The 25,014-nt window shown below is 63.5% G+C and carries 24 protein-coding genes; 18 read left to right on the top strand and 6 right to left on the bottom strand.

Going from position 1 to position 25,014, the window contains the following annotated elements; all coding sequences use genetic code 11:
- Nucleotides 1-4: 4 nt before the first annotated feature.
- From FJ951_RS00120 to FJ951_RS00060, 13 genes are all read left to right on the top strand, one after another.
- Nucleotides 5-868, top strand: coding sequence for a bifunctional allantoicase/(S)-ureidoglycine aminohydrolase (locus tag FJ951_RS00120; RefSeq protein ID WP_140501178.1), 864 nt, complete (start codon nucleotides 5-7; stop codon nucleotides 866-868).
- The gene (locus FJ951_RS00115; RefSeq protein WP_140512809.1) at nucleotides 865-1,368 is read left to right on the top strand and encodes an ureidoglycolate lyase; all 504 of its coding nucleotides are present in this window, start codon (nucleotides 865-867) and stop codon (nucleotides 1,366-1,368) included. The genes FJ951_RS00120 and FJ951_RS00115 overlap by 4 nt, the downstream gene beginning before the upstream one ends.
- A complete protein-coding gene (locus tag FJ951_RS00110; protein ID WP_140501182.1) occupies nucleotides 1,368-1,961 on the top strand; it encodes a nucleoside deaminase in 594 nt (197 codons plus the stop codon). The genes FJ951_RS00115 and FJ951_RS00110 overlap by 1 nt, the downstream gene beginning before the upstream one ends.
- A gap of 92 nt (nucleotides 1,962-2,053) precedes the next feature.
- Nucleotides 2,054-4,039, top strand: a complete 1,986-nt coding sequence (locus FJ951_RS00105; protein ID WP_140512807.1) for a CocE/NonD family hydrolase — start codon at nucleotides 2,054-2,056, stop codon at nucleotides 4,037-4,039.
- 153 nt (nucleotides 4,040-4,192) lie between these two features.
- Nucleotides 4,193-5,779: an ABC transporter substrate-binding protein gene (locus tag FJ951_RS00100; protein ID WP_140512805.1), complete on the top strand. Its 1,587-nt coding sequence runs from the start codon at nucleotides 4,193-4,195 to the stop codon at nucleotides 5,777-5,779.
- A gap of 15 nt (nucleotides 5,780-5,794) precedes the next feature.
- Nucleotides 5,795-6,754: an ABC transporter permease gene (locus tag FJ951_RS00095; RefSeq protein WP_140512803.1), complete on the top strand. Its 960-nt coding sequence runs from the start codon at nucleotides 5,795-5,797 to the stop codon at nucleotides 6,752-6,754.
- Nucleotides 6,755-6,765: 11 nt separating this feature from the next.
- Nucleotides 6,766-7,590 carry an ABC transporter permease gene (locus FJ951_RS00090; RefSeq protein ID WP_140512801.1) on the top strand — a complete coding sequence of 275 codons (825 nt, stop codon included), beginning with the start codon at nucleotides 6,766-6,768 and terminating at the stop codon, nucleotides 7,588-7,590.
- The gene (locus FJ951_RS00085) at nucleotides 7,590-9,245 is read left to right on the top strand and encodes an ABC transporter ATP-binding protein (protein ID WP_140501254.1); all 1,656 of its coding nucleotides are present in this window, start codon (nucleotides 7,590-7,592) and stop codon (nucleotides 9,243-9,245) included. The genes FJ951_RS00090 and FJ951_RS00085 overlap by 1 nt, the downstream gene beginning before the upstream one ends.
- 114 nt (nucleotides 9,246-9,359) lie before the next feature.
- Nucleotides 9,360-10,943 carry an ABC transporter substrate-binding protein gene (locus FJ951_RS00080; protein ID WP_140512799.1) on the top strand — a complete coding sequence of 528 codons (1,584 nt, stop codon included), beginning with the start codon at nucleotides 9,360-9,362 and terminating at the stop codon, nucleotides 10,941-10,943.
- An 80-nt stretch (nucleotides 10,944-11,023) separates the two neighbouring features.
- Nucleotides 11,024-11,863: an alkaline phosphatase family protein gene (locus tag FJ951_RS00075; RefSeq protein ID WP_140512797.1), complete on the top strand. Its 840-nt coding sequence runs from the start codon at nucleotides 11,024-11,026 to the stop codon at nucleotides 11,861-11,863.
- A gap of 126 nt (nucleotides 11,864-11,989) precedes the next feature.
- The gene (locus tag FJ951_RS00070) at nucleotides 11,990-12,556 is read left to right on the top strand and encodes a sigma-70 family RNA polymerase sigma factor (protein ID WP_140512795.1); all 567 of its coding nucleotides are present in this window, start codon (nucleotides 11,990-11,992) and stop codon (nucleotides 12,554-12,556) included.
- A complete protein-coding gene (locus tag FJ951_RS00065) occupies nucleotides 12,553-13,221 on the top strand; it encodes an anti-sigma factor (RefSeq protein ID WP_140512794.1) in 669 nt (222 codons plus the stop codon). Before FJ951_RS00070 ends, FJ951_RS00065 begins: the two co-directional genes overlap by 4 nt.
- Complete coding sequence (locus tag FJ951_RS00060; protein WP_140512792.1) at nucleotides 13,211-14,632, top strand: S8 family serine peptidase; 1,422 nt, start codon at nucleotides 13,211-13,213, stop codon at nucleotides 14,630-14,632. Before FJ951_RS00065 ends, FJ951_RS00060 begins: the two co-directional genes overlap by 11 nt.
- Nucleotides 14,633-14,706: 74 nt before the next feature.
- Here the strand turns inward: FJ951_RS00060 and FJ951_RS00055 are convergent, their stop codons facing one another.
- The 3 genes from FJ951_RS00055 to FJ951_RS00045 all read right to left on the bottom strand — a co-directional run bounded on the left by FJ951_RS00055 (nucleotide 14,707) and on the right by FJ951_RS00045 (nucleotide 17,485).
- Nucleotides 14,707-16,053 carry an FAD-binding oxidoreductase gene (locus FJ951_RS00055; RefSeq protein ID WP_140501202.1) on the bottom strand — a complete coding sequence of 449 codons (1,347 nt, stop codon included), beginning with the start codon at nucleotides 16,051-16,053 and terminating at the stop codon, nucleotides 14,707-14,709.
- Nucleotides 16,054-16,221: 168 nt separating this feature from the next.
- On the bottom strand, nucleotides 16,222-17,244 hold the full coding sequence (locus tag FJ951_RS00050; RefSeq protein WP_140501204.1) for a substrate-binding domain-containing protein: 1,023 nt from the start codon (nucleotides 17,242-17,244) through the stop codon (nucleotides 16,222-16,224).
- A gap of 16 nt (nucleotides 17,245-17,260) precedes the next feature.
- Entirely contained in the window at nucleotides 17,261-17,485 is a 225-nt protein-coding gene (locus FJ951_RS00045) for a hypothetical protein (RefSeq protein ID WP_140512791.1), read from the bottom strand.
- Nucleotides 17,486-17,607: 122 nt separating this feature from the next.
- Between FJ951_RS00045 and FJ951_RS00040 the strand changes: the two genes are divergently transcribed.
- From FJ951_RS00040 to ugpC, 5 genes are all read left to right on the top strand, one after another.
- Nucleotides 17,608-18,963, top strand: a complete 1,356-nt coding sequence (locus FJ951_RS00040) for an ABC transporter substrate-binding protein (RefSeq protein ID WP_140512789.1) — start codon at nucleotides 17,608-17,610, stop codon at nucleotides 18,961-18,963.
- A 264-nt stretch (nucleotides 18,964-19,227) separates the two neighbouring features.
- Nucleotides 19,228-20,241, top strand: a complete 1,014-nt coding sequence (locus FJ951_RS00035) for a sugar ABC transporter permease (protein WP_140501210.1) — start codon at nucleotides 19,228-19,230, stop codon at nucleotides 20,239-20,241.
- Nucleotide 20,242: 1 nt separating this feature from the next.
- On the top strand, nucleotides 20,243-21,397 hold the full coding sequence (locus FJ951_RS00030; protein ID WP_140501212.1) for a carbohydrate ABC transporter permease: 1,155 nt from the start codon (nucleotides 20,243-20,245) through the stop codon (nucleotides 21,395-21,397).
- Nucleotides 21,398-21,401: 4 nt separating this feature from the next.
- On the top strand, nucleotides 21,402-23,066 hold the full coding sequence (locus FJ951_RS00025) for an alpha-glucosidase (protein ID WP_140512788.1): 1,665 nt from the start codon (nucleotides 21,402-21,404) through the stop codon (nucleotides 23,064-23,066).
- A gap of 25 nt (nucleotides 23,067-23,091) precedes the next feature.
- On the top strand, nucleotides 23,092-24,204 hold the full coding sequence (gene ugpC, locus FJ951_RS00020) for a sn-glycerol-3-phosphate ABC transporter ATP-binding protein UgpC (RefSeq protein ID WP_140512786.1): 1,113 nt from the start codon (nucleotides 23,092-23,094) through the stop codon (nucleotides 24,202-24,204).
- 86 nt (nucleotides 24,205-24,290) lie between these two features.
- On the opposite strand, the gene FJ951_RS00015 is transcribed toward ugpC, so the two are convergent.
- The 3 genes from FJ951_RS00015 to FJ951_RS00005 form a co-directional block, all read right to left on the bottom strand.
- On the bottom strand, nucleotides 24,291-24,527 hold the full coding sequence (locus tag FJ951_RS00015; RefSeq protein ID WP_140512784.1) for a DUF680 domain-containing protein: 237 nt from the start codon (nucleotides 24,525-24,527) through the stop codon (nucleotides 24,291-24,293).
- A 71-nt stretch (nucleotides 24,528-24,598) separates the two neighbouring features.
- A complete protein-coding gene (locus FJ951_RS00010; protein ID WP_140512782.1) occupies nucleotides 24,599-24,805 on the bottom strand; it encodes a DUF680 domain-containing protein in 207 nt (68 codons plus the stop codon).
- Nucleotides 24,806-24,874: 69 nt separating this feature from the next.
- On the bottom strand, nucleotides 24,875-25,014 hold a 140-nt coding region (locus FJ951_RS00005; protein ID WP_140512780.1), incomplete at its 5' end, for a DUF680 domain-containing protein.

Here is a 25,014-nt window from a genome sequence, read left to right as displayed (position 1 = left end):
ACCCATGGATACGATCAGGATGCCCGAGCGAACCTATTATGCTCCACATGGCGGCCATTCCGGCCAGAGTGAGCTTCTGACCGGCCGCGCCGTCTTCACCGAGGCCTATGCCGTCATCCCCAAGGGCGTGATGCAGGACATCGTCACCAGCGCCCTGCCATTCTGGGACAAGACCCGCGTCTGGATATTGTCGAGGCCGCTGTCGGGCTTTGCCGAGACGTTTTCGCAGTACATCGTCGAGATCGCGCCCGGCGGTGGCAGCGACCGGCCGGAACCCGATGCCGGCGCCGAGGGCGCCTTGTTCGTGGTCGAAGGCGAACTGACCGTCCTGCTTGCCGGCGAAAGACATGTCTTGCGGCCGGGCGGCTTCGCCTTCCTGCCGCCGTCGAGCGGCTGGACTGTTCGCAACGAAAGCAATGCGGCTGTCCGCTTTCACTGGATACGCAAGGCTTATGAGTCCGTCAGCGGCCTCGAGGTCCCGCAAGCCTTCTTCACCAACGAGCAGGACATCGGGCCGACGCCGATGCCCGGTACCGACGGCCGTTGGGCGACGACGCGCTTCGTCGATCCGGCCGACATGCGCCATGACATGCACATGACCATCGTCACCCTCGAACCGGGCGCGGTCATTCCCTTTGCCGAGACCCATGTCATGGAGCACGGGCTCTATGTCCTGGAAGGCAAGGCCGTCTACCGGCTCAACCAGGACTGGGTCGAAGTGGAGGCCGGCGACTATATGTGGCTGCGCGCCTTCTGTCCGCAGGCCTGCTATGCCGGCGGACCGGGAAAATTCCGCTATCTGCTCTACAAGGACGTCAACCGGCACGCCAAGCTCGGCAGTGCCGGGATCGCAGGGCGTGCGCCGTGACCCGCATCGTCGCGCGGCCGCTGACCCGCGAGGGCTTTGCCCCGTTCGGCGATGTCATCGACATGGGCGGCGACAACCACTACCCGATCAATGGCGGCAAGGCCGAGCGCTACCATGATCTGGCGACCGCCGAGGCCGTGGGGCCGAATGCGCGCGTCCTGATCTCGATGGTGCGCGGCACGCCTTACGAATTGCCGCTGGCGCTGACCATGGTCGAGCGTCACCCGCTCGGCAGCCAGGCCTTTATCCCGCTGTCGCCACGACCGTTCCTGGTCGTCGTCTGTCATGACGGCAAGGACGGTCCGGCCGAGCCGCATGCCTTCATCACCAAGCCAGGGCAAGGCATCAATTATTCACGCAATCTATGGCACGGCGTACTGACGCCATTGGGTGAGCCCCAGGATTTCCTGATCGTCGACCGTGGCGGCGACGGCTCCAATCTCGAAGAATTCCATTTTTCGCACGCCTACGAGATTCATCTCCCCGACGAGATCCTTTGATGACCGACATTTCGCTGATCGACCGCCTGCTCGACGTCATCGAGCACGACATCGTGCCGAAGACGCAGGAAGGCGTCGCCCATGGCAACAAGCTGTTCGGCGCGGCGATCCTGAAGAAAGGCGACCGCTCGCTGGTGCTGGCCGAAACCAACAACGAGATCGAAAACCCGCTCTGGCATGGCGAAGTGCACTGCCTGAAACGCTTCTACGAAATGCCCAAAGCCGAACGTGTCGACACCAAGGAGGCCATCTTCCTGGCCACGCACGAGCCCTGTTCGCTCTGCCTGTCGGCGATCACCTGGACCGGTTTCGACAATTTCTACTATCTGTTCAGCCACGAGGATTCGCGCGACAGTTTTGCCATCCCGCACGATCTGAAAATCCTGAAAGAGGTCTTCACCCTCGATCCCGGCGGTTACAATGCCGAGAATGCCTATTGGAAGAGCTTTTCGATCCGCAGGCTGGTGCGGGCGCTGCCCGAGGCGGAACGCGGGCGGCTGGAGGCGCGCATCGGCAAGATTGCAGCACTTTATGAAGCGCTCTCTGGCGACTACCAGGCCAACAAGGCCGAGAACGACATTCCGCTGAACTGAGGGCACCAAGCAGCGGCACAGGTCGCATATTCCGCTGCTCCAGTCGCGAATGGCGATTGAAACTTGCCGCGCCGCGAGGCGTTATGCGCGCCATGAAAACCGTCACCGAGTTTCCCCGCAAGGTCGTCGAATTCCCTGATATGGCCATCGTCATGCCGGATGGCTGCCGGCTGTCGGCGCGGGTATGGATGCCGGAAGATGCCGGCGACGATCCGGTGCCTCTCATCCTCGAGCACCTGCCCTACCGCAAGCGCGACGGCACCATCTTTCGCGACCAGCTGACGCATCCCTATTTCGCCGGCCACGGCTATGCCTCGATCCGTGTCGACATGCGCGGCAATGGCGATTCCGAAGGGCTGATGGACGACGAATATTCCGAGCAGGAATTGCAGGACGCCTGCGACGTCATCGCCTGGGCGGCGGCTCAACCCTGGTGCAACGGCAATGTCGGCATGATGGGTATTTCCTGGGGCGGCTTCAACTGCCTGCAGGTGGCCGCCAAGCAGCCGCCGGCGCTCAAGGCGGTGATCAGCCTGTGCTCGACCGTCGATCGCTATGCCGACGACATCCACTACAAGGGCGGCTGCTTGCTGCTGGAGAATTTCGGCTGGGCCTCGACAATGCTGTCCTATTCGTCACGGCCGCCGGACCCGCTGCTGGCGGGCGACAACAGATGGCGCGACCTGTGGCTCAGCCGACTGGAGAACCAGTCGTTCCTTTTGCCGCTCTGGCTTGGCCACCAGCACCGCGACGCCTACTGGAAACGCGGCTCGATCTGCGAGGATTTCTCCGCCGTCAAGGCCGCGGTGCTGTCGATCGGCGGCTGGCATGACGGCTACCGCAACACCATCTCGCATCTCGTCGCCAACATCGAGGCGCCGGTCAAAGGCATCGTCGGCCCCTGGATCCACAAATACCCGCATTATGCCGGGCCCCAGCCGGCAATCGGCTTCCTGCAGGAAGCGCTACGCTGGTGGGACCGCTGGCTAAAGGGCGTCGAGACCGGCGTCGAGGCCGACCCGGCCTACCGCGCCTATGTGATGGACAGCGTGCGGCCGGCGCGCTGGCATCCGGAACGGCCGGGCCGCTGGGTGGCGGAGCGGCAGTGGCCTTCGCCCGACATCAAGACGCAAACGATCGAATTGATCCCGGCGGGCGGTAAATCCGTCACCATCGCTTCGCCGCAAAGCTGTGGGCTGGCCGGCGGTGAGTATTTCCCGTTCACCTTCGGCCCGGAATTGCCGGGCGACCAGCGTCCCGACGACGCGCTGTCGGTGTGTTTCGACCAGCCGGAACTCGCCGAGGCGATCGACGTCGTCGGCGCACCGGAAGTCTACGTCCGGTTATCCTGCGACCGCCCGCAGGCCAACATCGCGGTGCGGCTTTGCGACGTACATCCCGATGGCGCCTCCGAGCTGATCTCCTATGGCGTGCTCAACCTCACGCATCGCCTCTCCCACGAATTCCCGCAAGCGCTTGTCCCCGGCGAGAGCGTTTCGGCACGCGTCGTGCTCGACCAGTGCGCCTATCGCGTGCCGGCCGGCCACCATTTGCGCATAGCCGTCTCGAACGCCTACTGGCCTATGATCTGGCCCTCGCCGGAGCCGGTCCGCCTAAGCCTGTCGGCGGCGACGCTGAAGCTGCCCCTGCGCCCGCTGGCGACGGGCGACGAGGTCACGTTCGCCGCGCCGGAGGCCGCTTCCCCCTGGGCAACCGAGACCATCCGCCCGGCCAATTCGGAACGCCGCGTCGACCGCGACGAGAAGACCGGCATCGTCACGCTTTCCATAGAAGACGATTTCGGCGAGGTGCGCGATCTTGCGCATGGCCTGGCGAACGGCAGCATCGCCCGCGAGACCTGGACGATTCATCCGGACGATCCGTTGTCGGCCGCGGGACGGACGCATTGGACGCAAACCCTGTCGCGAAGCGGATGGTCGGTGCGCACCGAAACATCGGCCGAAATACGCTCCGACGCCAAAAACTTCATCGTAAGCGCCCGAATTGAAGCTTACGAAGGCGAAAAACTCGTCTTCGAACGCAATTTCGAACAGGCGGTTCCGCGCTCGCTTGTTTGAGCGGCAAGGCATTGGTCCAATTGCGACGTGCCATTTACGCCACGGCATGTCGCATTCGGTCTTGCTTACCGCTTTCCCTTGCGGTCATTATTCCCCTCACAAGAAACAAGAAAACGACCACTAAGGTCGAACCAACAGAGTGAGGAACTCAAAATGTCAAACGAACTGGAATTCCTTAGCCGACGTGTCGCTTCAGGCAAGCTCAGCCGTCGTGATTTTCTCGGCCGGGCGGCAGCGCTCGGCGTCACCGCGACCTTCGCCAACTCACTGCTTTCGAGCGCGGCGCGCGCAGCCGGTCCGGTCAAGGGCGGGACGCTCAAGGCAGGCCTGGTTGGCGGCGAGTCCACCAACAGCCTGGATCCAGCCCTGTTCATGACGCAGGTGCCGTTCGCCTTCGGCAAAATGTGGGGCGAACTGATCGTCGAGCTTTCCCCCGAGGGCAAGCTCGAGAACCGCATCGCCGAGGAGATCGGCTCGTCCGACGATGCCAAGGTCTGGACACTGAAGATCCGCGACGGCGTCGAATTCCACAATGGCAAGACGGTGACAGCCGAAGACGTCGCCGCCACGCTCGAGCGCCATTCGGACGAGAAGTCGAAGTCCGGCGCGCTCGGCTACATGAAAGGCATCGAAAGCATCAAGGCCAGCGGCAAGGAAGTGGTGCTGACGCTGAAGGAGGCCAATGCCGATCTGCCCTACCTGCTCAGCGACTACCACCTGATCGTCCAGCCCAATGGTGGCAAGGACAAGGCCGATGCCGGCATCTCGGCGGGCCCTTACAAGGTCACCACCAACGAGCCCGGCGTGCGCCATGGCGGTGAGCGCTTCGCCAACTACTGGCAGGGCGACAAGATGGGCCATGCCGACCAGATCGAGATCATCGTCATCAACGACGCCACGGCCCGTACGGCAGCCCTGCAGGGCGGCCAGGTCAACATGGTCAACCGCGTCGAGCCGAAGATCGTCGACCTGATCAAACGCGTGCCGGGCGTCACCATCCGCAACCATGCGGGACCGGGCCACTACGTCTTCATCATGCACTGCAATACGGCGCCGTTCGACAACAACGACCTCAGGATGGCGCTGAAGCTGGCGATCGACCGCGAAGAAATGCTGAAGAAGGTGCTGCGCGGTTACGGTTCGCTCGGCAATGATTTCCCGATCAATGCCGCCTACCCGCTGTTCACCGAGATCGAGCAGCGCACATACGATCCGGACAAGGCCAAGTTCCACTACAAGAAGTCGGGGCATGACGGCGCGGTGCTGCTCAGGACCTCCGACGTCGCCTTTCCCGGCGCCGTCGACGCGTCCCAGCTTTTCCAGCAGAGCGCGGCCAAGGCCGGCATCCAGATCGAGCTCAAGCGCGAGCCGGGCGACGGCTACTGGAACGAGGTCTGGAACAAGCAGCCCTTCTGCGCCTCCTATTGGGGCGGACGCTCGACCCAGGACCAGATGTACTCGACCGCCTACCTGTCGACCGCCGACTGGAACGACACGCGTTTCAAGCGCCCGGATTTCGACAAGATGGTGCTGGCGGCGCGCGCCGAGCTGGACGAGGCCAAGCGCAAGGCGATGTATCACGACATGGCCGTCATGGTGCGCGACGAAGGCGGCCTGATCCTGCCGATGTTCAACCAGTTCATCGACGCCACCGGCGCCAAGGTGGGCGGCTGGGTGGACGATCCGCACCAGGAGTTGATGAATGGCTATGCCCTGGCAAAGTGCTGGCTCGAAGCCTGAGCCGGCCTTGCCCAGATGTCCTCACCCATCGTGAAACTGGTGGCCCAGCGCGTCGCGCTGGGCATCCTCCTTTTGTTGGCCGTCTCGGTCCTGATCTTCGCCGGCACACAGATCCTGCCCGGCGACGTCGCGCAAGCCATCCTAGGGCAGTCGGCGACACCGGAATCGCTCGCCAATCTGCGTGAGCAGCTTGGGCTCAACGATCCGGCCTATATCAGGTATTTCCGCTGGCTCGGCGGCGTTTTGACCGGCGATCTCGGGACCGCCATGTCGAGCGGACAGGATATCGCGACATCGATCAAGGGCCGGCTGTGGAACACGCTGTTCCTCGCCTTCTGGGCGGCGATCGTGGCCATTCCGCTAGCCATAACGCTTGGCCTGATCGCGGTGCGCTACCGCAACGGCTGGGTCGACAAGCTGATCTCGGGACTGGCGCTCGCCTCGACCTCCTTCCCGGAATTCTTCATCGGCTACTTGCTGGTCTTCTACTTCGCGGTTCAGCATCAGTGGTTCCCCGCCATCTCGACCGTCTATGACGGCATGCCTTTCGGTGAACGCATGCAGGCGATCGCGCTGCCGGCGGCGGCGCTGACGCTGGTGGTGCTTGCCCATATGATGCGCATGACGCGCGCCGCGATCCTAAACGTCATGCAATCGGCCTATGTGGAGACCGCCGAGCTCAAGGGGCTCTCGGCTTTCGCGGTCATCCGCAAACATGCCTTCCCGAACGCCATCGCGCCGATCATCAACGTGGTCATGCTCAACCTCGCCTATCTGATCGTCGGCGTGGTCGTGGTCGAAGTGATCTTCGTCTATCCCGGCATGGGGCAGTATCTGGTCGATCACGTCACCAAGCGCGACGTGCCGGTGGTGCAGGCGGTCGGACTGATCTTCGCCGCCGTCTATATCGGCCTCAACATCATCGCTGATATAGCGGCAATCGTCGCCAATCCGCGCCTGAGGCATCCCAAATGAAGAGGGCGGGCATGCTCGACATCAAACGCATCCCCGTGCCCGCGCTGGTCGGCCTGGTGCTGACGGCCCTGTTCGTGCTGGCGGCCATCTTCGCGCCGTGGCTTGCGCCGCACGGCAATGGCGAGATCGTCGGCGACGTCTGGGAGCCGATGTCGGCCGCGCATTGGCTGGGCACCGACAACCTTGGCCGCGATCTGCTGTCGCGCATGATCTATGGTGCGCGCATCACCCTGTTCATCGCAGTGCTCGCCACGGCGTTGTCCTTCTCGCTTGGCGCCATTCTCGGCTTTTCGGCGGCGGTGTTCGGCGGCTGGTTCGACACGCTGCTGTCGCGCCTCGTCGATCTCCTGATGTCGATCCCGACGCTGATCATGGGCCTTGTCGTGCTCTCGGTGCTGCCGACAAACCTGGTGACGCTGATCCTGGTGATGGGCATTCTTGACTCGACCCGCGTCTACCGCCTGTCGCGCGCGGTGGCCGTCGACATCAACGTCATGGACTATGTCGAAGCCGCCAAGCTGCGCGGCGAAGGCAGCGCCTGGATCATCTTCCGCGAGATCCTGCCCAATGCGCTGTCGCCGCTGGTCTCGGAACTCGGCCTGCGCTTCATCTATGCCGTGCTGTTCCTGTCGACGCTCTCCTTTCTTGGCCTCGGCGTACAGCCGCCGGATGCCGACTGGGGCGGCATGGTCAAGGAAAACAAGGACGGCATCGTCTTCGGCATTGCCGCGGCGCTGATACCGGCGGCCGCGATCGCGGCGCTTGCGATCTCGGTCAATCTCGTCGCCGACTGGGTGCTCAACCGCACGACAAGCCTGAAGGGAGGACGCGGATGATGGCCGACAGCAAAGCGAAATCCAGCCCGCTCCTCGATATCCGCAACCTGCGCATCGAGGCCATGGTCTACCCACCGGGCGAAGCGCCAAAGACCATCACGCTCGTCCATGACGTCTCGCTGACCCTGGAAAAGGGCAAGGTGCTCGGCCTGATCGGCGAATCCGGTGCCGGCAAGTCGACCATCGGCCTGTCTTCGATGGGTTATGGGCGCGGCGGCGTGCGCATCACCGGCGGCGAGGTGCTCCTCAACGGCCGCGACATCCTCAAGGGCGGCAAGGAAGGTTTCCGCAGGCTGCGCGGCCGCGAGGTCTGCTATGTCGCGCAGTCGGCGGCAGCGGCGTTCAACCCGGCGCACAGGCTGATGGACCAGGTTGTCGAAGCCACCCTCCTGCACGGCAGGGCGACGCGCGCGGAGGCCGAGAAACGCGCCGTCGCGCTGTTCAAGAAGCTGAGCCTGCCCAATCCCGAAACCATCGGCGAGCGTTTCCCGCACCAGGTCTCCGGAGGCCAGCTGCAGCGTGTGATGACGGCGATGGCGCTGTGCTCGGAACCGGACCTGATCGTCTTCGACGAGCCGACGACGGCGCTCGACGTGACGACGCAGATCGACGTGCTGTCGGCGATCAAGGACGCCATCCGCGACACGCATGTGGCCGCGCTCTACATCACCCACGACCTCGCCGTCGTCGCCCAGGTGTCGGACGAGATCATGGTGCTGCGCCACGGCCGGCTGGTCGAATGGGGCGGCACCCGCCAGATCATCAAGGAGCCGCGCCAGGAGTACACCAACGCTCTGGTGTCAGTGCACGAGATCGAACACGCCGAGCAGAAACCCGGCGTCTCGCCATTCCTGTCCGTGAAGAACGTCACCGCCGCTTATGGCGGCGGTCATGTCAAGGTGCTGAAGAACGTCTCCGTCGATATCTATCCCGGCCAGACGCTGGCGGTGGTCGGCGAGTCCGGCTCCGGCAAGTCGACGCTGGCGCGCGCCATCACAGGGCTCCTGCCGCCCGAACAGGGCACGGTGACCTTCGACGGGCGCCCGCTTGCCAACCGACTTGCCGACCGGCCGAAGGAGGATCTGCGGCAGCTGCAGATGATCTACCAGATGGCCGACGTGGCCATGAACCCGCGCCAGACCGTCGGCACCATCATCGGCCGGCCGCTGGAGTTCTATTTCGGCATGCGGGGACGTGAGCGCGACCGGCGCGTCGCCGAATTGCTCGACGAGATCGAGATGGGCAAAGGCTTCCTCGACCGCTATCCGGCGGAGCTGTCGGGCGGCCAGAAGCAGCGCGTCTGCATCGCCCGCTCGCTCGCCGCCAAACCGAAGCTGATCATCTGCGATGAGGTGACCTCGGCGCTCGACCCGCTGGTGGCCAACGGCATTCTCAAGCTTTTGTTGAACCTGCAGCAGCACGAGAAGGTCGCATATCTCTTCATTACCCACGACCTTGCGACGGTAAGGTCGATCGCCGATTCGATCGCGGTGATGTATCGCGGCGAGGTGGTCCGTTACGGTTCCAAAAGCAAGGTGCTCACACCGCCCTTCGATGCCTATACCGACCTCTTGCTGTCCTCGGTTCCGGAAATGGAGATCGGCTGGCTGGAAAAGGCGATCAAGGGGCGACGCATGGCGAGCGCCGGGAACTAGCCAGCGGTTCGCCAGTCAAGGAGATGACGAACGTCATCCGGATGCAACACTGGAGGGCCAGACGTCCTTCGGACGGCATCGCCTGTGTGCGGTTGTTTCAAAAAGGGGTAGGACATGAAGACTGAAATCGATCATCTCGCTGAACTCGCTGGCCAAGGCCGGATATCGCGGCGTGACTTTCTCGGCCGCACCGCGGCGCTGGGCATGTCGGCGGCGCTGGCAACGACGCTGGCCGGGAAAGCCTTCGCGCAGACGCCGGTCAAGGGCGGCATTCTCAAGGCCGGCCTGCAGGGCGGCGAATCGACCAACAGCCTCGATCCGGCGCTGAACCTCAGCCAAGTCACCTTCAGCTTCGGCAAGCAGTGGGGCGAATATCTGGTTCGCCTCACCCCCGACAACAGGTTGGTCAACCTGATCGCCGAGGACATCGGCGCTTCCCCGGATGCCAAGACCTGGACGATCAAGATCCGTGACGGCATCGAGTTCCACAATGGCAAGACGGTCGGCGCGGAGGATGTCGCGGCCACCATCGAGCGCCACGCCGACGAGAAGTCGAAGTCGGGCGCACTCGGCATTCTCAAAAACATCAAGGGCATCAAGGCCAACGGCAAGGAGGTCGTCGTCACGCTTGCCGACGCCGATGCCGACTTCCCGTATCTGATGGCCGACTATCATCTCGTCATCCAGCCCAATGGCGGCAAGGACAATCCGAACGCGGGCATCAGCGCCGGCCCCTATAAGGTGACCGTCAACCAGCCCGGCGTGCGCCACGGCGGCGAGCGCTTCGCCAATTACTGGCAGGGCGACAAGGCGGGTCATGCCGACCAGGTCGAGATCGTCGTCATCAACGATGCGACGGCGCGGCTGGCGGCCCTGCAAGGCGGCCAGGTGCACATGATCAATCGCGTCGAGCCGAAGGTGGTCGATCTCGTCAAGCGCATCCCCGGCGTCAGCATCGAGAACGTTTCGGGCAAGGGCTATTACCCGTTCAACATGTTCTGCGACACCGCGCCCTTCGACAACGGCGATCTCAGGATGGCGCTCAAGCTCGCCATGGACCGCGACGAGATGCTGGAAAAGATCCTGCGCGGCTACGGTTCGGTCGGCAATGACTTCCCGATCAACGAGTCCTATCCGCTGTTTTCGGCCATCGAACAGCGCAAATTCGACCCGGAAAAGGCTGCGGCGCTCTACAAGAAGTCGGGCCACAGCGGCTCGATCCTGCTGCGCACCTCCGACGTCGCCTTCCCCGGGGCCGTCGATGCGGCACAGCTCTATCAGCAGAGCGCCGCCAAGGCAGGCATCAAGATCGAGATCAAGCGCGAGCCTGGCGACGGCTATTGGTCGGAGGTCTGGAACAAGCAGCCTTTCTCGCTGTCTTACTGGGGCGGGCGTGCCACGCAGGACCAGATGTATTCCACCGGCTATGTGTCGAACGCCGACTGGAACGACACGCGTTTCAAGCGGCCCGAGTTCGACAAGATGCTGTTTGCAGCGCGCGGCGAGCTCGACCAGGACAAGCGCAAGGCGATCTATCACGACATGGCCGTGCTGATGCGCGACGAAGGCGGATTGATCGTGCCTTTCTTCAACCAGTTCATCGACGCCGCCACCAACAAGATCGGCGGCTTCGCCAAGAGCCCGATCGGCGAGATGATGGACGGCTACGCGCTCGCCGAATGCTGGCTGAACGCCTGACATCAAGTTCCCGCCGAAGCGCCGCGTGTCCGTGCGACACGCGGCGTGCTCGTTCCCCCGACCATCGCATGGAGCAGCTCGTGGCGCTCAAGACCAAACTGTTGCTGATCATCCTCGACGGCGTGCCTTACCGGAACTGGCGCCGGCTGATGGGCAACCTCGAAGGCTGGGTGCAGTCGGGCGAAGCGCGGGTATGGAGGATGCGCTCGGTGCTGCCGTCGACCTCGGCCTGCTGTTATGCTTCGATCCACACCGGGGTGCCGCCGCAGGCGCATGGCATTCTTTCCAACGAGAACCGCTTCCGCGTCAGCCGGCCCGACATCTTCTCGGAGGTCACCAGGGCCGGGGGAATAACCGGCGCGGTCACCCACTCCTACTGGTCGGAGTTCTTCCGTTCCTACCCGTTCGACCTCGTCGAGGACATGGAGTATGACGAGCCGGGCGGGCCGATCACGCATGGCCGCTTCCACACCATGACCGGCTACAACGCGCGCAACCAGATGACGCCGAGCGACGTCGACCTGTTCGCCACGCTGACCATGCTGAGCAGCCGCCACGGCATCGACTACGGCATCCTGCACACTTGCACGCTGGACTCGATGGGCCACCGTTTCGGCCATGACTGTCACGAGATGGACCATGCCTGCTACGCGATGGACGGCATGCTGGCCGCTTTCCTGCCGCGCTGGCGCGACGCCGGCTATGAAGTGATCGTCACCGCCGATCACGGCCAGACCGACCGCGGCCACCATGGCGGCCGCGATGACGAGATGCAGGATTTCGCGCTGTATTATTTCGGCGGCGGCAACGGACCAGATGCCGACACGCTGCTCGACCAATTGCAGCTGGCGCCAACGGTTCTAAGCCGGCTGGGGGTGGCGATACCCGAGACGATGAAGGCGAAGCCCTTCCTGAGCTAGCTTCCCCTTCACCCACTGGCAAGGCTCATCTTCTTCGGTTAGCCTCCGCAAATTCCTTGGCGGAGGATGAACCTTTTTGAGCCGATCAGCGACAGAGCAGGCAGGAGCCAGGCGGCTCGATCGGTCATGACCGGCGCGATGGAGACCGATCGCGCGCTTGTCGAGCGGGTCGCGAAGGGCGACCGGGCCGCCGTGCGGCTCCTGTTCATGCGCCACCACGCGCGGATATACCGCTTCGTGGCGCGCCAGACGGGATCGGAAATGATGGCTGACGACATCGCGAACGAGGTGTTCCTCGAACTGTGGCGCCAGGCGCCGGGTTTCGAGGGACGTTCCGAAGTCTCGACATGGCTGCTCGGCATCGCCCGCTTCAAGGCGCTGTCCCTGTTGCGCAAGAAAAAGGAAGACTGGATCGACGACGAGGCCGCAGCCGCGGTGCCCGACGGCGCCGATACGCCCGAGATCGTTGCCATGAAGGAGGACAAGAGCACTGCCTTGCGCCGCTTCATCGATGCCTTGCCACGCGAGCATCGCGTGGTCATCGATCTCGCCTATTATCAGGGGCAATCGGTGACCGAGATCGGCGAGGTGCTCGACATCCCGGTCGCGACCGTCAAGACCCGCATGTTTTATGCCCGCAAGAAACTCGGCGAAGCCCTCAAGGCCGCCGGTTACGACAGGGGGTGGCCATGAGCGCCGCTGAAAAGATGTCGCGCCGCGACGAAATGGAAACGTTGCTGCCGTTCTACCTGAACGGTTCGCTGGAAGGCTCGGAACTGGAGGCCGTCGAGGAATGGCTGGCCAGCGATCCAGCGGCGATGGCCGCTCTTGGCGAGGCGGAGGCTGAATTCTCCAGCACCGCGGCCGCCAATGAGGCGATCCGTCCGCCGGCCGATGCGCTGAGCCGCTTTTCCAGGACGCTCGATGCCGAGGCCGGCCCGGCGCGCGCCGCCGCCGGTTCGTCCTGGCTGGCGCAGGCCTGGAGCCGCTTCATCGCGCTGCCGGTCGGCGTCGCCTGGGCGGCGGCCGCGGCTCTGCTGGCGCTGGTCATGGTGCAGTCGTTCGTGCAGCCCGGCGGCAAGGGCGGCAATTTCGAGATCGCGGGCGCGCAGGACGAGATGGCGAAGATGCCGTTCGCCCTGGTCAAGTTCAGGCCCGACGCGAAAATGTCCGACATCGCCGCCTTTCTCGGCAGCAGCGGACTGAAGATCCTGGACGGACCGACCGCCGAGGGCGTGTTCCGGCTCGGCATTCCGGCCGCCAACGCGGCCGACTACACCAGGCAACTCGGCCTTGTTGCCGCCCAGCCTTTCACCGACACCGTGATCGAGGGAAGGAAACCGGCCGATGGCGGCTGAGGCGGTCATTCGATTTGCGGCAATCCTTGCGGCGGCGATGATGATCGCCATCGGGCCTGCGTCGGCGCAGGGCAACGACGCCAATGCCGACCGAAAGATCGACTGCCGCGACGGCACCGATGCGGCAGGCGCCGACTGTGGCAAGGACGGCGGCGACAGCGGCAGCGCGGCCGGTGCCGTGTTTCTTCCCGCCCTGATCGTCGACCTGTTCCCCAATGCGGCCGCTCCCGCGGCACCGGTGCCGACGCCACGGCCGGACCCGGCGGCGCCGCCCGCCGGCACGCAGGCCGGACCGCCTTCGGGCGGGCCGATCGTCTCGCCAAGCGATCTCATCGCCGTTCAGCCGCCACGCGCCGTGGCCGGCGATTTCGTGCCCGACGAGGTGCTGGTGACCGTCGATGGCGATGCGGGCGCCGTGCAGCAGATCGCCGCTTCCTTCGGCCTCGATGTGCGCTCGCAGCGGCAATCATTTTTGCTCGGCACCACGCTTGTGCGCTTCGGCATTCCCGACCGCCGCCCCGTCGGCGTGGTGCTGGCGCAGCTTGCCGCCGACAGCCGCACGCAGCGGCGTGAGCCCAACCATATCTATTCGCTTCAGCAGGCGGCGGGCATCGTCAACTATGCGTTCGAGCGCATCGCGCTCGAACCCAGCCAGGCGAGCGGCGAGAACGTCCGCGTCGCGGTAATCGATACCGGCATCGACGACACCAATCCGACGCTGGCCGGGGTCATCGCCGGCCAGTTCGACGCCATGCCCGACGTGCCGGTCGAAAAGCGCGACCACGGCACTTCGGTCGATGGGCTGATCGCCGGCGTCGGCGCGCTCAAGGGCATGGCGCCCGGCGCCAGGATCTATCACGCACGTGCCTTCGAAGGCGGCAAGTCGACAATGGACGTCATCCTTGCTGCGCTCGACTGGGCGGCCGAGCAGGACGTGCGCATCATCAATATGAGTTTCGTCGGTCCGAAGAACGACCTGCTCGGCATCGCCTGCCGCAATGCACGCGCGCTCGGCATGGTTCTTGTCGCCGCCGCCGGCAACAACGGGCCCAAGGCGCCCTATGGCTACCCGGCCGCCTTCGACGGCGTCATCGCGGTGACCGCCACCGACGCCAGGGATGGGCTAATGCCGCAGGCCAATCGCGGCGCCTATGTCTTCATCTCGGCGCCGGGCGTCGAGATGGTGGCGCCGAGCGGAGCCGGCTCGGATGTCGTCACCGGCACATCGTTCGCCGCCGCGATCGTCTCGGGCGCCATTGCCAATCTCATCCACGCCGCGCCGGACCGCTCGGCCGACGCCATCGAAAAGGCGCTGGCCGCAACGGCCCGGGATCTCGGTTCGAAAGGGCGGGACGATGACTTCGGCTACGGGCTGCTGGACATCAAGGCCGCCGAGACGGCGAAGGAATGATCCTTGGCAACATGCTCCTAAATTCAGTCGGCTATTTGCGATGGCCGAGACGGGACGAATGCTGGACTAAACATCTAGAGGGCCGGACCCAACCGAACGGCGCTTCCATCATAGAAGCGTGACAGCCGAAAGCGGCTGAGATCATGCCCACTCGCGTTACCCTGAATCAGGTCGGAAACGACGCGACCGATTCCAGGTCCGATACCGAAGCCGTGACCACTCATTCCCGTGGCCACGAAAAGACCGACGACTGCCCGGGCGTGATCCACGACGGGGACGACATCGGGCATGGCGTCAATCATGCCTCCCCAGCCTGCCTTCAAGCGAACTGTTTCGAACTGTGGAAAAAGGCGTCTGAAATTGCGCTCTACAGAACGGAGGCCGGAGCGTTCAGCGGCCGGGTTGAGCACCCGCATTCTTTCGAAAGGACTCTGGGAATCCGGGGTCCAATCGCGCGGGGTCGACCAGCTATCAGGGTAACCCGATGGAGCGCACGGAAAGTAGCGGGTTCCGAGCGGATTGGCCATGAGGGCGGGAAGATACTTGGTGGCGTGCCGGAATGCGTCAGGTCCCAGGTAAAGCAAATTACTGCCTCCCGGGGCGAGCGTGTATCCGCCATCCTGTCGGCGCCTGAAAGCGATGTGTTCGTCCGCTGCCGCACCTGCATAGATTTCAGGCATAGGCTCCGTTGCGGCTACGGTTACCCTGACGCTGAGTTGGGGGATGGAGACGCCGTGTCTTCTCAGGAACAGCGACGACCAGGCGCCGCCCGCGACCAGTACGCTGGAGGTTTCAATGTATCCCGCCTCGGTCCACACTCCTCTGATCCTGCCAGCTGAGATTTCGAGGGTTCGCGCTGCGCAATTCTCTATGATCTTGGCGCCTTTTCGGACGGCAAGACGAGCAAGCGCAGGCACCGCCAACCAAGGCTCCGCACGCATGTCGGAGGGCGTCGTCATCGCGCCCTTGAACTTGCGCGACATGCCCTTGATGAGTTTCGCGGTTTCGTCTGCGTCCAGGAGGCGAGTGTCGAGCCCATGGATCGCGGCGATCTTCATGAATTCTTCGAAACCGGCCATGTCCTTGTCGGAGTTCGCCAGATAGGTCACACCTGTCTGGTCCAGCCCGATGTCTTCGCCGCATTCCTCAGCCAGTTGCCGCCATAGGCGAAAAGCCTCGATGACAATTGGCAGTTCATCTGCGTCGCGCCCCTGCTTTCGAATCCAGCCCCAATTTCGGGACGATTGTTCGGCCGCAACGCGGCCTTTTTCCAGCAGCGTGACCGGAATGTTCCGCTCCGCCAGGAAAAGAGCCGTCGTTACGCCGATAATGCCGCCACCAATGATGACCACCTCCGAACGCTTCGGCGGTGGGCCAGGATGTTGGATTGGATCCATTTCGGAGAACGGGAATATGGGCAAGTGGGCATCCAGGAGGGCTGGTTGATGGCTTCGGCTTACTGGTTGCCACCCTCTAAAAGCCAAAGCAAGCGCGGTGCAGGCAGACCACTATCCATGACACTGCAATCGATCTTCCGGCAACGCCCGCAAGCGGTCGAACTCGGCCCCTCGGAGCGATTGGCTCTAACCCTAGGCAGGCGCTCCGGCAACCGACCCCCTGATCACCAGGTCGACCGGCCAGACCTCGCCGCGCGGGCCCTCTTCCAGGCCCGATATCCGTGCGGCCAGACGCTCGGCGATGCGGGCGCCGGCGAGCCGGATCGAGGAGCGCGTCGTCGACAGCGGTACGGAGAAATTCTCCGGCTTCAGCCATGGGAAGACGTCGTCATGTGCAATTAATGAGATGTCGCCGGGGATGCTCAGGCCGAGGTCGCGCACGGCGCGCACGACGCCGAGCGCCATGATCAGGCTGGAGCAGGCGATCGCGGTCGGCGCGCCGTCCTGTTCGAGCAGGCGCCGGGCGGCGCGATAGCCGTTCTCCTCGGTCATGGCAACGGAGCAGACATGGCGGTCGCCCAAGGTCAGGCCGCTCGCGGCGAGCGCCCGGCGCACGCCTCGCTCGCGATGCACGGCGAAGGTTTCGCGGTCATCGCCATTGATCAGCGCCAGCCGCCGGTGGCCGAGCTGGACGAGCAGCCGTGCCGCCTCGTGAAAGGCGCCCTCATTGTCGATGTCGAGATAGGGATAATCGAAATCGAAACCTTCGCTGCGGCCATGGATGATGAAGGGTATGCCGAGCGTGTTGACCAGCGCCACGCGCCGGTCGGCCGGCGTCGGCGAGGAGATGTAGACGGCGTCGACCTGGCGGTTGGCGACGATGCGCCGGTAAGTCGTCTCCTGGTCGTCGGCGTCGGCGGGAGACAGCACCAGGTCGAGCTCGTGCGAGCGCGCATAATCGCCAAGGCCGGACAGGAATTCGACGAAGTGCGGGTCGATGTCGACGGCAGCACCCGTCGGCAAGACATAGCCGATCATTCCGGACTTGCCGGTCGCAAGCCGGCGTGCGCTCGGATTGGGGCGATAGCCATGGCGCTTGGCGGCGTCCATGACGCGCCGGCGCGTCTCTTCGTTGACCTCGGGATAGCCGTTCAGCGCCCGGCTTACCGTGGTCTGCGAAAGCGCCAGCATGTGCGCGAGTTGCTTCAGGTTCACGAGAGGCCTCCATGCCTCAAAGCGCTTTTAAATTGAATCGACCCAAGCCCTGCGGCAGGCCCGGCATGTCATGGCGACCATAGGCAGGCTTGGTGCAGGTTTGAAACATAAATTGCTGCTGCACTGCCAAAAAAGCATGCTGCAGCGCGATTTTCCAGGCGCCAGACTCCGGAATTAAATCGATTAAGTTACCACGCCTCTTGACTTCTGGACGATTCAATGGCGAGATCGAAATAGCCAAAGCGCTTTGGAAGACTCTTCGAAAGGTTGCGGTTCCTTTCCGACTGAGTCACAGTCCTGCGGCGTCGGCGGGCGGAATGGAGGTTCCGTCCGGTGTTTGTGACCCACTGGGAGGGAATACCGATGAAGAAAATGCTTTTGCTGGGCGCCGCGCTTGCCGTGCTCGCCCTCGGCGCGCCCGCGCAGGCCGAACTGAAGTTCAAGCCGGGCGAGGACAAGCGTTTCAACTGGGCAAACTACGAAGAACTCAAGAAAGTCGACCTCAAGGGCGAGACCCTGTCGATCTTCGGGCCATGGCGCGGCGAGGACGAGACCCTGGTGCGCGGCGTACTCGATTATTTCTCGGAAGCCACCGGCGCCGAGATCAAATATTCCTCCTCGGAAAATTACGAGCAGCAGATCGTCATCGACACGCAGGCCGGCAGCCCGCCCAACATCGCCGTTCTGCCGCAACCCGGCCTGATCCAGGACCTTGCTTCCAAGGGTCTCTTGACGCCGCTCGGCGACGATACCGCCAAATGGGTCAAGGACAATTACGGCGCCGGCCAGTCATGGGTCGACCTCGGCACCTTCAAGGACAAGGACGGCAAGCCGGGCTTCTTCGCCTTCCCCTACAAGGCCGACGTGAAGTCGCTGGTCTGGTACTCGCCGGACAATTTCGAGGAAGCCGGCTACAAGGTGCCGAAGACGCAGGAAGAACTCGCCGATCTCCAGAAGAAGATTATCGCCGACGGCGGCACGCCGTGGTGCATCGGGCTCGGCTCGGGCGGCGCCACCGGCTGGCCGGCGACGGACTGGGTGGAAGACCTGATGCTGCGCACGCAGTCTCCGGAAACCTACGACAAATGGGTGAAGAACGAGATCCCGTTCAACGACCCGGCCGTGGTCAATGCAATCGACATCTTCGGCAAGATCGCGACCGACGACAAGATGGTGGATGGCGGCGCCAAGGCGGTCGCGGCCACAGATTTCCGCGACAGCCCCAAGGGCCTCTTCGCGGTGCCGCCGAAGTGCTACCTGCACCATCAGGCGTCGTTCATCCCGACCTTCTTCCCCGAAGGCACGAAAATCGGCCAGGACGCGGATTTCTTCTACTTCCCGCCCTATGCCTCCAAGCCCGAACTCGGCACTCCCGTGCTCGGCGCCGGAACGCTGGCGATGATCACCAAGGACTCGAAGGCCGCCCGCGCGTTCATCGAATTCCTGAAGATGCCGCTGGCCCATGAGATCTGGATGGCCGAAGGCGGTTTCGTGACGCCGTTCAAGGCGGTCAACAAGGATGCCTATGCCAGCGATGCGCTGCGCAAGCAGGGCGAGATCCTGGCCAACGCCTCGACTTTCCGCTTCGACGGGTCGGACCTGATGCCGGGCAAGATCGGCGCCGGCGCCTTCTGGACCGGCATGATCGACCTGGTCGGCGGCAAGTCGGCGCAGGACGTCGCCACCGACATCCAGAAGAGCTGGGACGCGATCAAGTAAGAGCCGCGTCTGCGGAGGCCTCGGCCTCCACCTCCCGAGCGGATCCGGGCCAACCGGCCCGGATCCGACCGGCCCCATCGCAACATCCCAGCCCGGCCAACCGGGACGGATCAGGTTCCAGTCTTGACAGCGTAGACATTCCGGCATGCGGCGGTCACGGAGCCACACGCTTCCCTGCCTGCTCGCGCTCAACAACGAGATCGGCGCGCGGCGCAATCGCAAGGATCGTTTCCATCCTGGCGGGTCGTGCAGGGAGAGGGACCCATGGCGGCTCAGATTTTCTCGGCCATATTCGTCATCATCATCGGCGTCGGCGGCTGCGTCGCCTATTTCTGGGGCGCCAACAAACTGCTCGACGTCACCTTTCCCTCGCGCGGCGTCTCGGGTGCCGCCGCCGTCGACAATCTGCGCCGGCAAGGGCTGATCCGGCCCTGGCTGTTCGTCGGTCCGGCGATGATCATCCTGACCATCTATCTCATCTATCCGGTGGTCGAGACGCTGCGGCTGTCCTTCCTCGATCGCGGCGGCGCCAATTTCGTCGGCCTGGCCAATTATCAATGGGCTTTCGGCGACCGCGAGTTTCGCAATTCGATCCTCAACAATGTGCTCTGGCTGGCCGTAGTGCCCGCCGCCTGTACCTTCCTTGGCCTGATCATCGCCGTGCTTACCGACAAGATCTGGTGGGGCACGATCGCCAAGAGCCTGATCTTCCTGCCGCTGGCGATCTCCTTCGTCGGCGCCAGCGTCATCTGGAAATTCATCTATGAGTATCGCGGCGAAGGCCAGACGCAGATCGGCATCCTGAACGCCATCATCCAGCATTTCGGCGGCCAGCCGCAGGTCTGGATATCGCTGCCGTTCTGGAACAATTTCTTCCTGATGGTGATCCTGATCTGGATCCAGACCGGCTTTGCCATGGTCATCCTGTCTTCGGCGCTGCGCGGCATTCCGGAAGAGACGCTGGAAGCCGCCGTCATCGACGGTGCCAATCCGTTCCAGATCTTCTGGAAAATCATGGTGCCGCAGATCTGGGGCACCATCGCCGTGGTCTGGACCACAATCACCATCCTGGTGCTCAAGGTATTCGACATCGTCCTGACCATGACCAATGGCCAATGGAACAGCCAGGTGCTGGCCAATCTGATGTTCGACTGGATGTTCCGTGGCGGCGGTGATTTCGGCCGCGGCGCGACAATCGCCATCATCATCATGATCGCGGTCATTCCGATCATGGTCTGGAACATACGCCAGGCCAACAAAGAGACGGGAGGACATTGAGATGACCGTCGCGACCGGAAACTCCTTCGCCAGCCGCTTCGGCGTTCACATCGCCGTCCTGGTCTTCGTTGCGATCTGGACCATGCCGACGCTCGGCATCCTGGTATCGTCGCTGCGCGACAAGGACCAGATCATCGCCTCGGGCTGGTGGAACTCGTTCGCCAGTTCGACCCAGACCGAAGCTGGACGCCTGCCGCCCGCCTCGGCGCAGGTCGAGAAGGACGGCAAGTTCGTCCTCCAGGGCAACATTTTCGGCGATGGCGCCAAGCGCGAGATCAGCGCCTTCGGCGTCAAGTCGGCGGCACCGACGCAATATCCGGCCGGCACATCGGCCGATCTCGGCGATGGCGTTACCTTGCAGCTCAATGCCGACGGCAGCTTCGTCATGACCTCGCCCAAGGCGTTCGAGGGCGACCGCGGCCAGCGCGTCTACTATGCCTCCTCGGCGCCGCCGAAATTCACCACCGACAATTACAGGACCGTGCTGTTTTCGGAAGGCATCGGCCGCTCCTTCATGAACTCGCTGACCGTCACTATCCCGGCGACCGTCATCCCGATCCTCATCGCCGCCTTTGCGGCTTACGCTCTGGCCTGGATGCGCTTTCCCGGGCGCGCGCTTCTGATCGCGGTCATCATCGGCCTGCTGGTGGTGCCGCTGCAGATGTCGCTGATCCCGCTGTTGAAGCTCTATAACGGCGTCGGCGCCTTCTTCGGCGTGCCCTCCAAGACCTATCTCGGCATCTGGCTGGCGCATACCGGCTTCGGACTGCCCTTCGCCATCTACCTCTTGCGGAGCTACATTGCCGGCCTGCCGCGCGAGATCATGGAATCGGCGCGCATCGACGGCGCCAGCGATTTCGAGATATTCGTCAAGATCGTGCTGCCGCTGTCATTTCCCGTGCTGGCGTCCTTCGCCATCTTCCAGTTCCTGTGGGTATGGAACGATCTCCTGGTGGCGATGGTTTTCCTTGGCACGGAGGCGGATCAGATCGTGCTGACCGCCAAGCTCAATGCCTTGCTCGGCTCGCGTGGCGGCGACTGGGAGATCCTGACGACGTCGGCTTTCGTGACCATCATCGTGCCGCTGATCGTGTTCTTCTCTTTGCAGCGCTATTTCGTCCGCGGGCTGCTCGCAGGCTCGGTGAAAGGAGGCTGAAACCATGCAATCCGCTTTGAAAGCCAGTTCGAGGCCCGATCTCGCCGTCGATAGCGACTGGTGGCGAGGTGCCGTGATCTACCAGATCTATCCGCGCAGCTACCAGGACTCGAATGGCGACGGCATCGGCGACCTCAAGGGGATCATCGGGCGGCTGCCCTATATCGCCGCGCTCGGCGCGGACGCCATCTGGATCTCGCCCTTCTTCAAATCGCCGATGAAGGATTTCGGCTACGACGTCTCGGATTACTGCGACGTCGACCCGATGTTCGGCACGCTGGCCGATTTCGACGCGCTGACGGCGGAGGCGCACAGGCTGGGGCTGAAGGTGATGATCGACGAGGTGCTGTCGCACACCGCCGACATCCATCCCTGGTTCAGGGAAAGCCGATCGAACCGCAGTAATCCGAAAGCCGACTGGTACGTCTGGGCCGATCCCAGGCCGGACGGCACGCCGCCCAACAACTGGCTGTCGATCTTCGGCGGATCGGCCTGGCAATGGGACACCAGCCGCCAGCAATACTACCTGCACAACTTTCTCGCGGAACAGCCGGACCTCAATTTCCACAACGGCGAAGTCCAGGACGCGCTGCTCGACGTGACCCGCTTCTGGCTGGAGCGCGGTGTCGACGGGTTCCGCCTCGACACCATCAATTTCTACTTCCACAGCCAGGGGCTGGAAAACAACCCGCCGCTGCCGCCGGAGCAGCGCAACGACCAGACCGCACCCGCGGTCAATCCCTACAACTACCAAGACCACATCTACGACAAGAGCCGTCCGGAGAACCTCGGCTTCCTCGAACGCTTCCGCGCCCTGCTCGACGAATATCCGGCAACGGCCGCGGTCGGCGAGGTCGGCGATTCACAGCGCGGACTGGACGTTGTCGCGGCCTATACAGCCGGCGGCAAGCGCGTGCACATGTGCTATTCCTTCGACTTCCTGGCGCCGGAAAAGATCAGCGCCGCCAAGGTCCGTTCGGTGCTGGAAACCTTTGGCAAGGTTGCCAGCGACGGCTGGTCGTGTTGGGCCTTCTCCAACCATGACGTGATGCGCCCGGCCTCGCGCTGGGCCGCCAACGAAGCCGACCCGACCGCGTATCTCAAGGTTATCTCGGCATTGCTGATGTCCTTGCGCGGCTCGGTCTGCATCTATCAGGGCGAGGAACTGGGGCTCGGCGAAGCCGAATTGCGGTTCGAGGATCTGCAAGATCCCTACGGCATCCGTTTCTGGCCGGAATTCAAGGGTCGCGACGGCTGCCGCACGCCGATGGTGTGGGACGGCAGCGCCAGGAATGGCGGCTTCTCCCAGGCAAAGCCGTGGCTGCCGGTGCCGGCCAAGCACCTGTCGCAAGCCGTCAATGTCCAGCAAGGCGACGAGCATTCGCTGCTCGAACACTACCGGCGCTTTCTCGGCTTCCGCCGCGCCCATCCGGCGCTGGCCAAGGGCGATATCAGTTTCATCGAGAGCCAGGGCGACACTGTCGCCTTCACGCGCCGCGCCGGTAACGAGCAGATCGTCTGCGTCTTCAACCTGGGATCCGGGCCGGCGGAGGTTGACCTTGGCGGTCGATCGCTGCAACCTTTGCCCGGACACGGATTTTCGGGACAACAGAGCTCCGGCTCCATCCGCCTCGGCGGCTACGGCGCCTGGTTCGGGCGCATCGACTGAATTCTAGGGACCACTGGAGGGAAACATGGCCGATGTCACGCTGAGGCAAGTGAAGAAATCATACGGCAATCTCAACATTCTGCACGGCATCGACCTCGACATCAAATCGGGCGAGTTCATCGTCTTCGTCGGGCCGTCGGGTTGCGGCAAGTCGACATTGCTGCGCTCGATCGCAGGGCTCGAGGAGATCACCTCGGGCGAGCTCAGAATAGCCGGCGAGGTGGTCAACGACGTGCCGCCGTCGAAACGCGGCATCGCCATGGTGTTCCAGTCCTACGCGCTCTATCCGCATATGACGGTCTACGACAACATGGCGTTCTCGATGAAGATCGGGAAGGAAAGCAAGGCCGAGATAGACAAGCGCGTGCGCCAGGCGGCAGAGATCCTGCAGCTGACCAACTATCTCGACCGCCTGCCCAAGGCGATGTCGGGAGGCCAGCGCCAGCGCGTGGCCATCGGGCGCGCCATCGTGCGCAACCCGAAAGTGTTCCTGTTCGACGAACCGCTGTCGAACCTCGACGCCGCGCTACGCGTCGCCACCCGCATCGAGATCGCCAAGCTCAAGGAATCGATGCCCAACACCACCATGATCTATGTCACCCACGACCAGGTCGAGGCGATGACGCTGGCCGACCGCATCGTGGTGCTGAAGGAGGGCCATATCGAGCAGGTCGGCACGCCGATGGAACTCTACAAGAAACCCGGCAATCTGTTCGTTGCTCAGTTCATCGGCTCGCCGGCCATGAACATCCTGCCGGCGACCATCGACAAATCGGGCAATCCGACCGTCATCAGTCATGTCGGCGGCCGCAAGGCTACGGTGCCGATCGCGACGCCGGCCTCGGCCAAGGGCGCGTCGGTGAGCTTCGGCGTGCGGCCGGAGGACCTGACGATCGCCGGCGGCACGGACTATCTGTTCGAAGGAACGGTGGATTATGTCGAGCAGCTCGGCGAGGTGCAACTCGTCTATGTCGACATCGGCCGCGCCGACCTGCCGCTGGTGACCAAGCTGCCGGGCAATGTCGAGGTCAAGCGCGGGCAGACGCTGCGGCTGAGCGCCGACGCCGGAGACCTTCATATCTTCGACGCGGATGGCCGATCCTTCGCGCTGCACGAGACGGAAGCGAAAGCGGCCTGAGAGCAGGCCATGAATTAATTGCCGGTCACGCAAAAAAGGAGCGGCGGGCAAAGCCCGCCGCTCCTGTTTGGTGTCAGCTTCGGCTGTTAGTGGCCGAAGAGATTCCGGTCACTGCCCTGAGGGGCGGACTTGTGTTCATCGCCCGACGAATTGAGCAGCTTGTAGACCGGCGAGCCGCTGTCGCGGATCGAAGCCGTGTGCGCATTGTCGACCGAGGTGACGGCAGGCTGGTTGGCGCCATTGGAGCCATAGTTGTCGCTGCTGGCAAAAGCGCTGCCCGAAACGGCCAGGACGGCGGCGGCAGCAAGGATGATCTTTTTCATTTCAAGTCTCCTGAATTCTCAAATTCCACCGCAGAGGCGGGCTTGCCCGCCATCTGCTGCAGGATCGGCTGTTAGTTGTTGCCGAAGAGGTTACGGTCGGCACCCTGAACAGGTGCCTGGGCAGCCGGAGCCGACGTCTTGGTCGAAGCGGTGTATGAGCTGTCCGTCGAAGTGGCCGCGGGCTGGTTGGCGCCATTGGAGCCATAGTTGTCGCTGCCGGCGAAAGCGCTGCCCGACACCACCAGAACGGCGGCGGCAGCAAGGATGATCTTCTTCATTTCAAGTCTCCTGAATTTTCGAATTACGCCAGGACGGCGGAAGGCCCGCCGTCAACTGGAGATCGGCTGTTAGTTGTTGCCGAAGAGGTTATGGTCGGCACCCTGAACAGGTGCCTGGGCAGCCGGAGCCGGCGTCTTGGTCGAAGCGGTGTATGAGCTGTCCGTCGAAGTGGCCGCGGGCTGGTTGGCGCCATTGGAGCCATAGTTGT

Source organism: Mesorhizobium sp. B2-2-3, assembly GCF_006442405.1.
In the GTDB taxonomy this organism is placed as follows: domain Bacteria; phylum Pseudomonadota; class Alphaproteobacteria; order Rhizobiales; family Rhizobiaceae; genus Mesorhizobium.
The sequence above is the reverse complement of the archived record's forward strand: the minus strand, read 5'-3'. Positions and strand labels throughout refer to the sequence as shown.

Coding starts and splice junctions, on each gene's coding strand:
- FJ951_RS00100 (WP_140512805.1), top strand. CDS start 4,193: ATGTCAAACGAACTGGAATTCCTTAGCCGACGTGTCGCTTCAGGCAAG.
- FJ951_RS00030 (WP_140501212.1), top strand. CDS start 20,243: ATGACCGTCGCGACCGGAAACTCCTTCGCCAGCCGCTTCGGCGTTCAC.
- ugpC (WP_140512786.1), top strand. CDS start 23,092: ATGGCCGATGTCACGCTGAGGCAAGTGAAGAAATCATACGGCAATCTC.
- FJ951_RS00080 (WP_140512799.1), top strand. CDS start 9,360: ATGAAGACTGAAATCGATCATCTCGCTGAACTCGCTGGCCAAGGCCGG.
- FJ951_RS00040 (WP_140512789.1), top strand. CDS start 17,608: ATGAAGAAAATGCTTTTGCTGGGCGCCGCGCTTGCCGTGCTCGCCCTC.
- FJ951_RS00010 (WP_140512782.1), bottom strand. CDS start 24,805: ATGAAGAAGATCATCCTTGCTGCCGCCGCCGTTCTGGTGGTGTCGGGC.
- FJ951_RS00110 (WP_140501182.1), top strand. CDS start 1,368: ATGACCGACATTTCGCTGATCGACCGCCTGCTCGACGTCATCGAGCAC.
- FJ951_RS00120 (WP_140501178.1), top strand. CDS start 5: ATGGATACGATCAGGATGCCCGAGCGAACCTATTATGCTCCACATGGC.
- FJ951_RS00085 (WP_140501254.1), top strand. CDS start 7,590: ATGGCCGACAGCAAAGCGAAATCCAGCCCGCTCCTCGATATCCGCAAC.
- FJ951_RS00015 (WP_140512784.1), bottom strand. CDS start 24,527: ATGAAAAAGATCATCCTTGCTGCCGCCGCCGTCCTGGCCGTTTCGGGC.
- FJ951_RS00065 (WP_140512794.1), top strand. CDS start 12,553: ATGAGCGCCGCTGAAAAGATGTCGCGCCGCGACGAAATGGAAACGTTG.
- FJ951_RS00035 (WP_140501210.1), top strand. CDS start 19,228: ATGGCGGCTCAGATTTTCTCGGCCATATTCGTCATCATCATCGGCGTC.
- FJ951_RS00095 (WP_140512803.1), top strand. CDS start 5,795: ATGTCCTCACCCATCGTGAAACTGGTGGCCCAGCGCGTCGCGCTGGGC.
- FJ951_RS00090 (WP_140512801.1), top strand. CDS start 6,766: ATGCTCGACATCAAACGCATCCCCGTGCCCGCGCTGGTCGGCCTGGTG.
- FJ951_RS00070 (WP_140512795.1), top strand. CDS start 11,990: ATGACCGGCGCGATGGAGACCGATCGCGCGCTTGTCGAGCGGGTCGCG.
- FJ951_RS00060 (WP_140512792.1), top strand. CDS start 13,211: ATGGCGGCTGAGGCGGTCATTCGATTTGCGGCAATCCTTGCGGCGGCG.
- FJ951_RS00025 (WP_140512788.1), top strand. CDS start 21,402: ATGCAATCCGCTTTGAAAGCCAGTTCGAGGCCCGATCTCGCCGTCGAT.
- FJ951_RS00105 (WP_140512807.1), top strand. CDS start 2,054: ATGAAAACCGTCACCGAGTTTCCCCGCAAGGTCGTCGAATTCCCTGAT.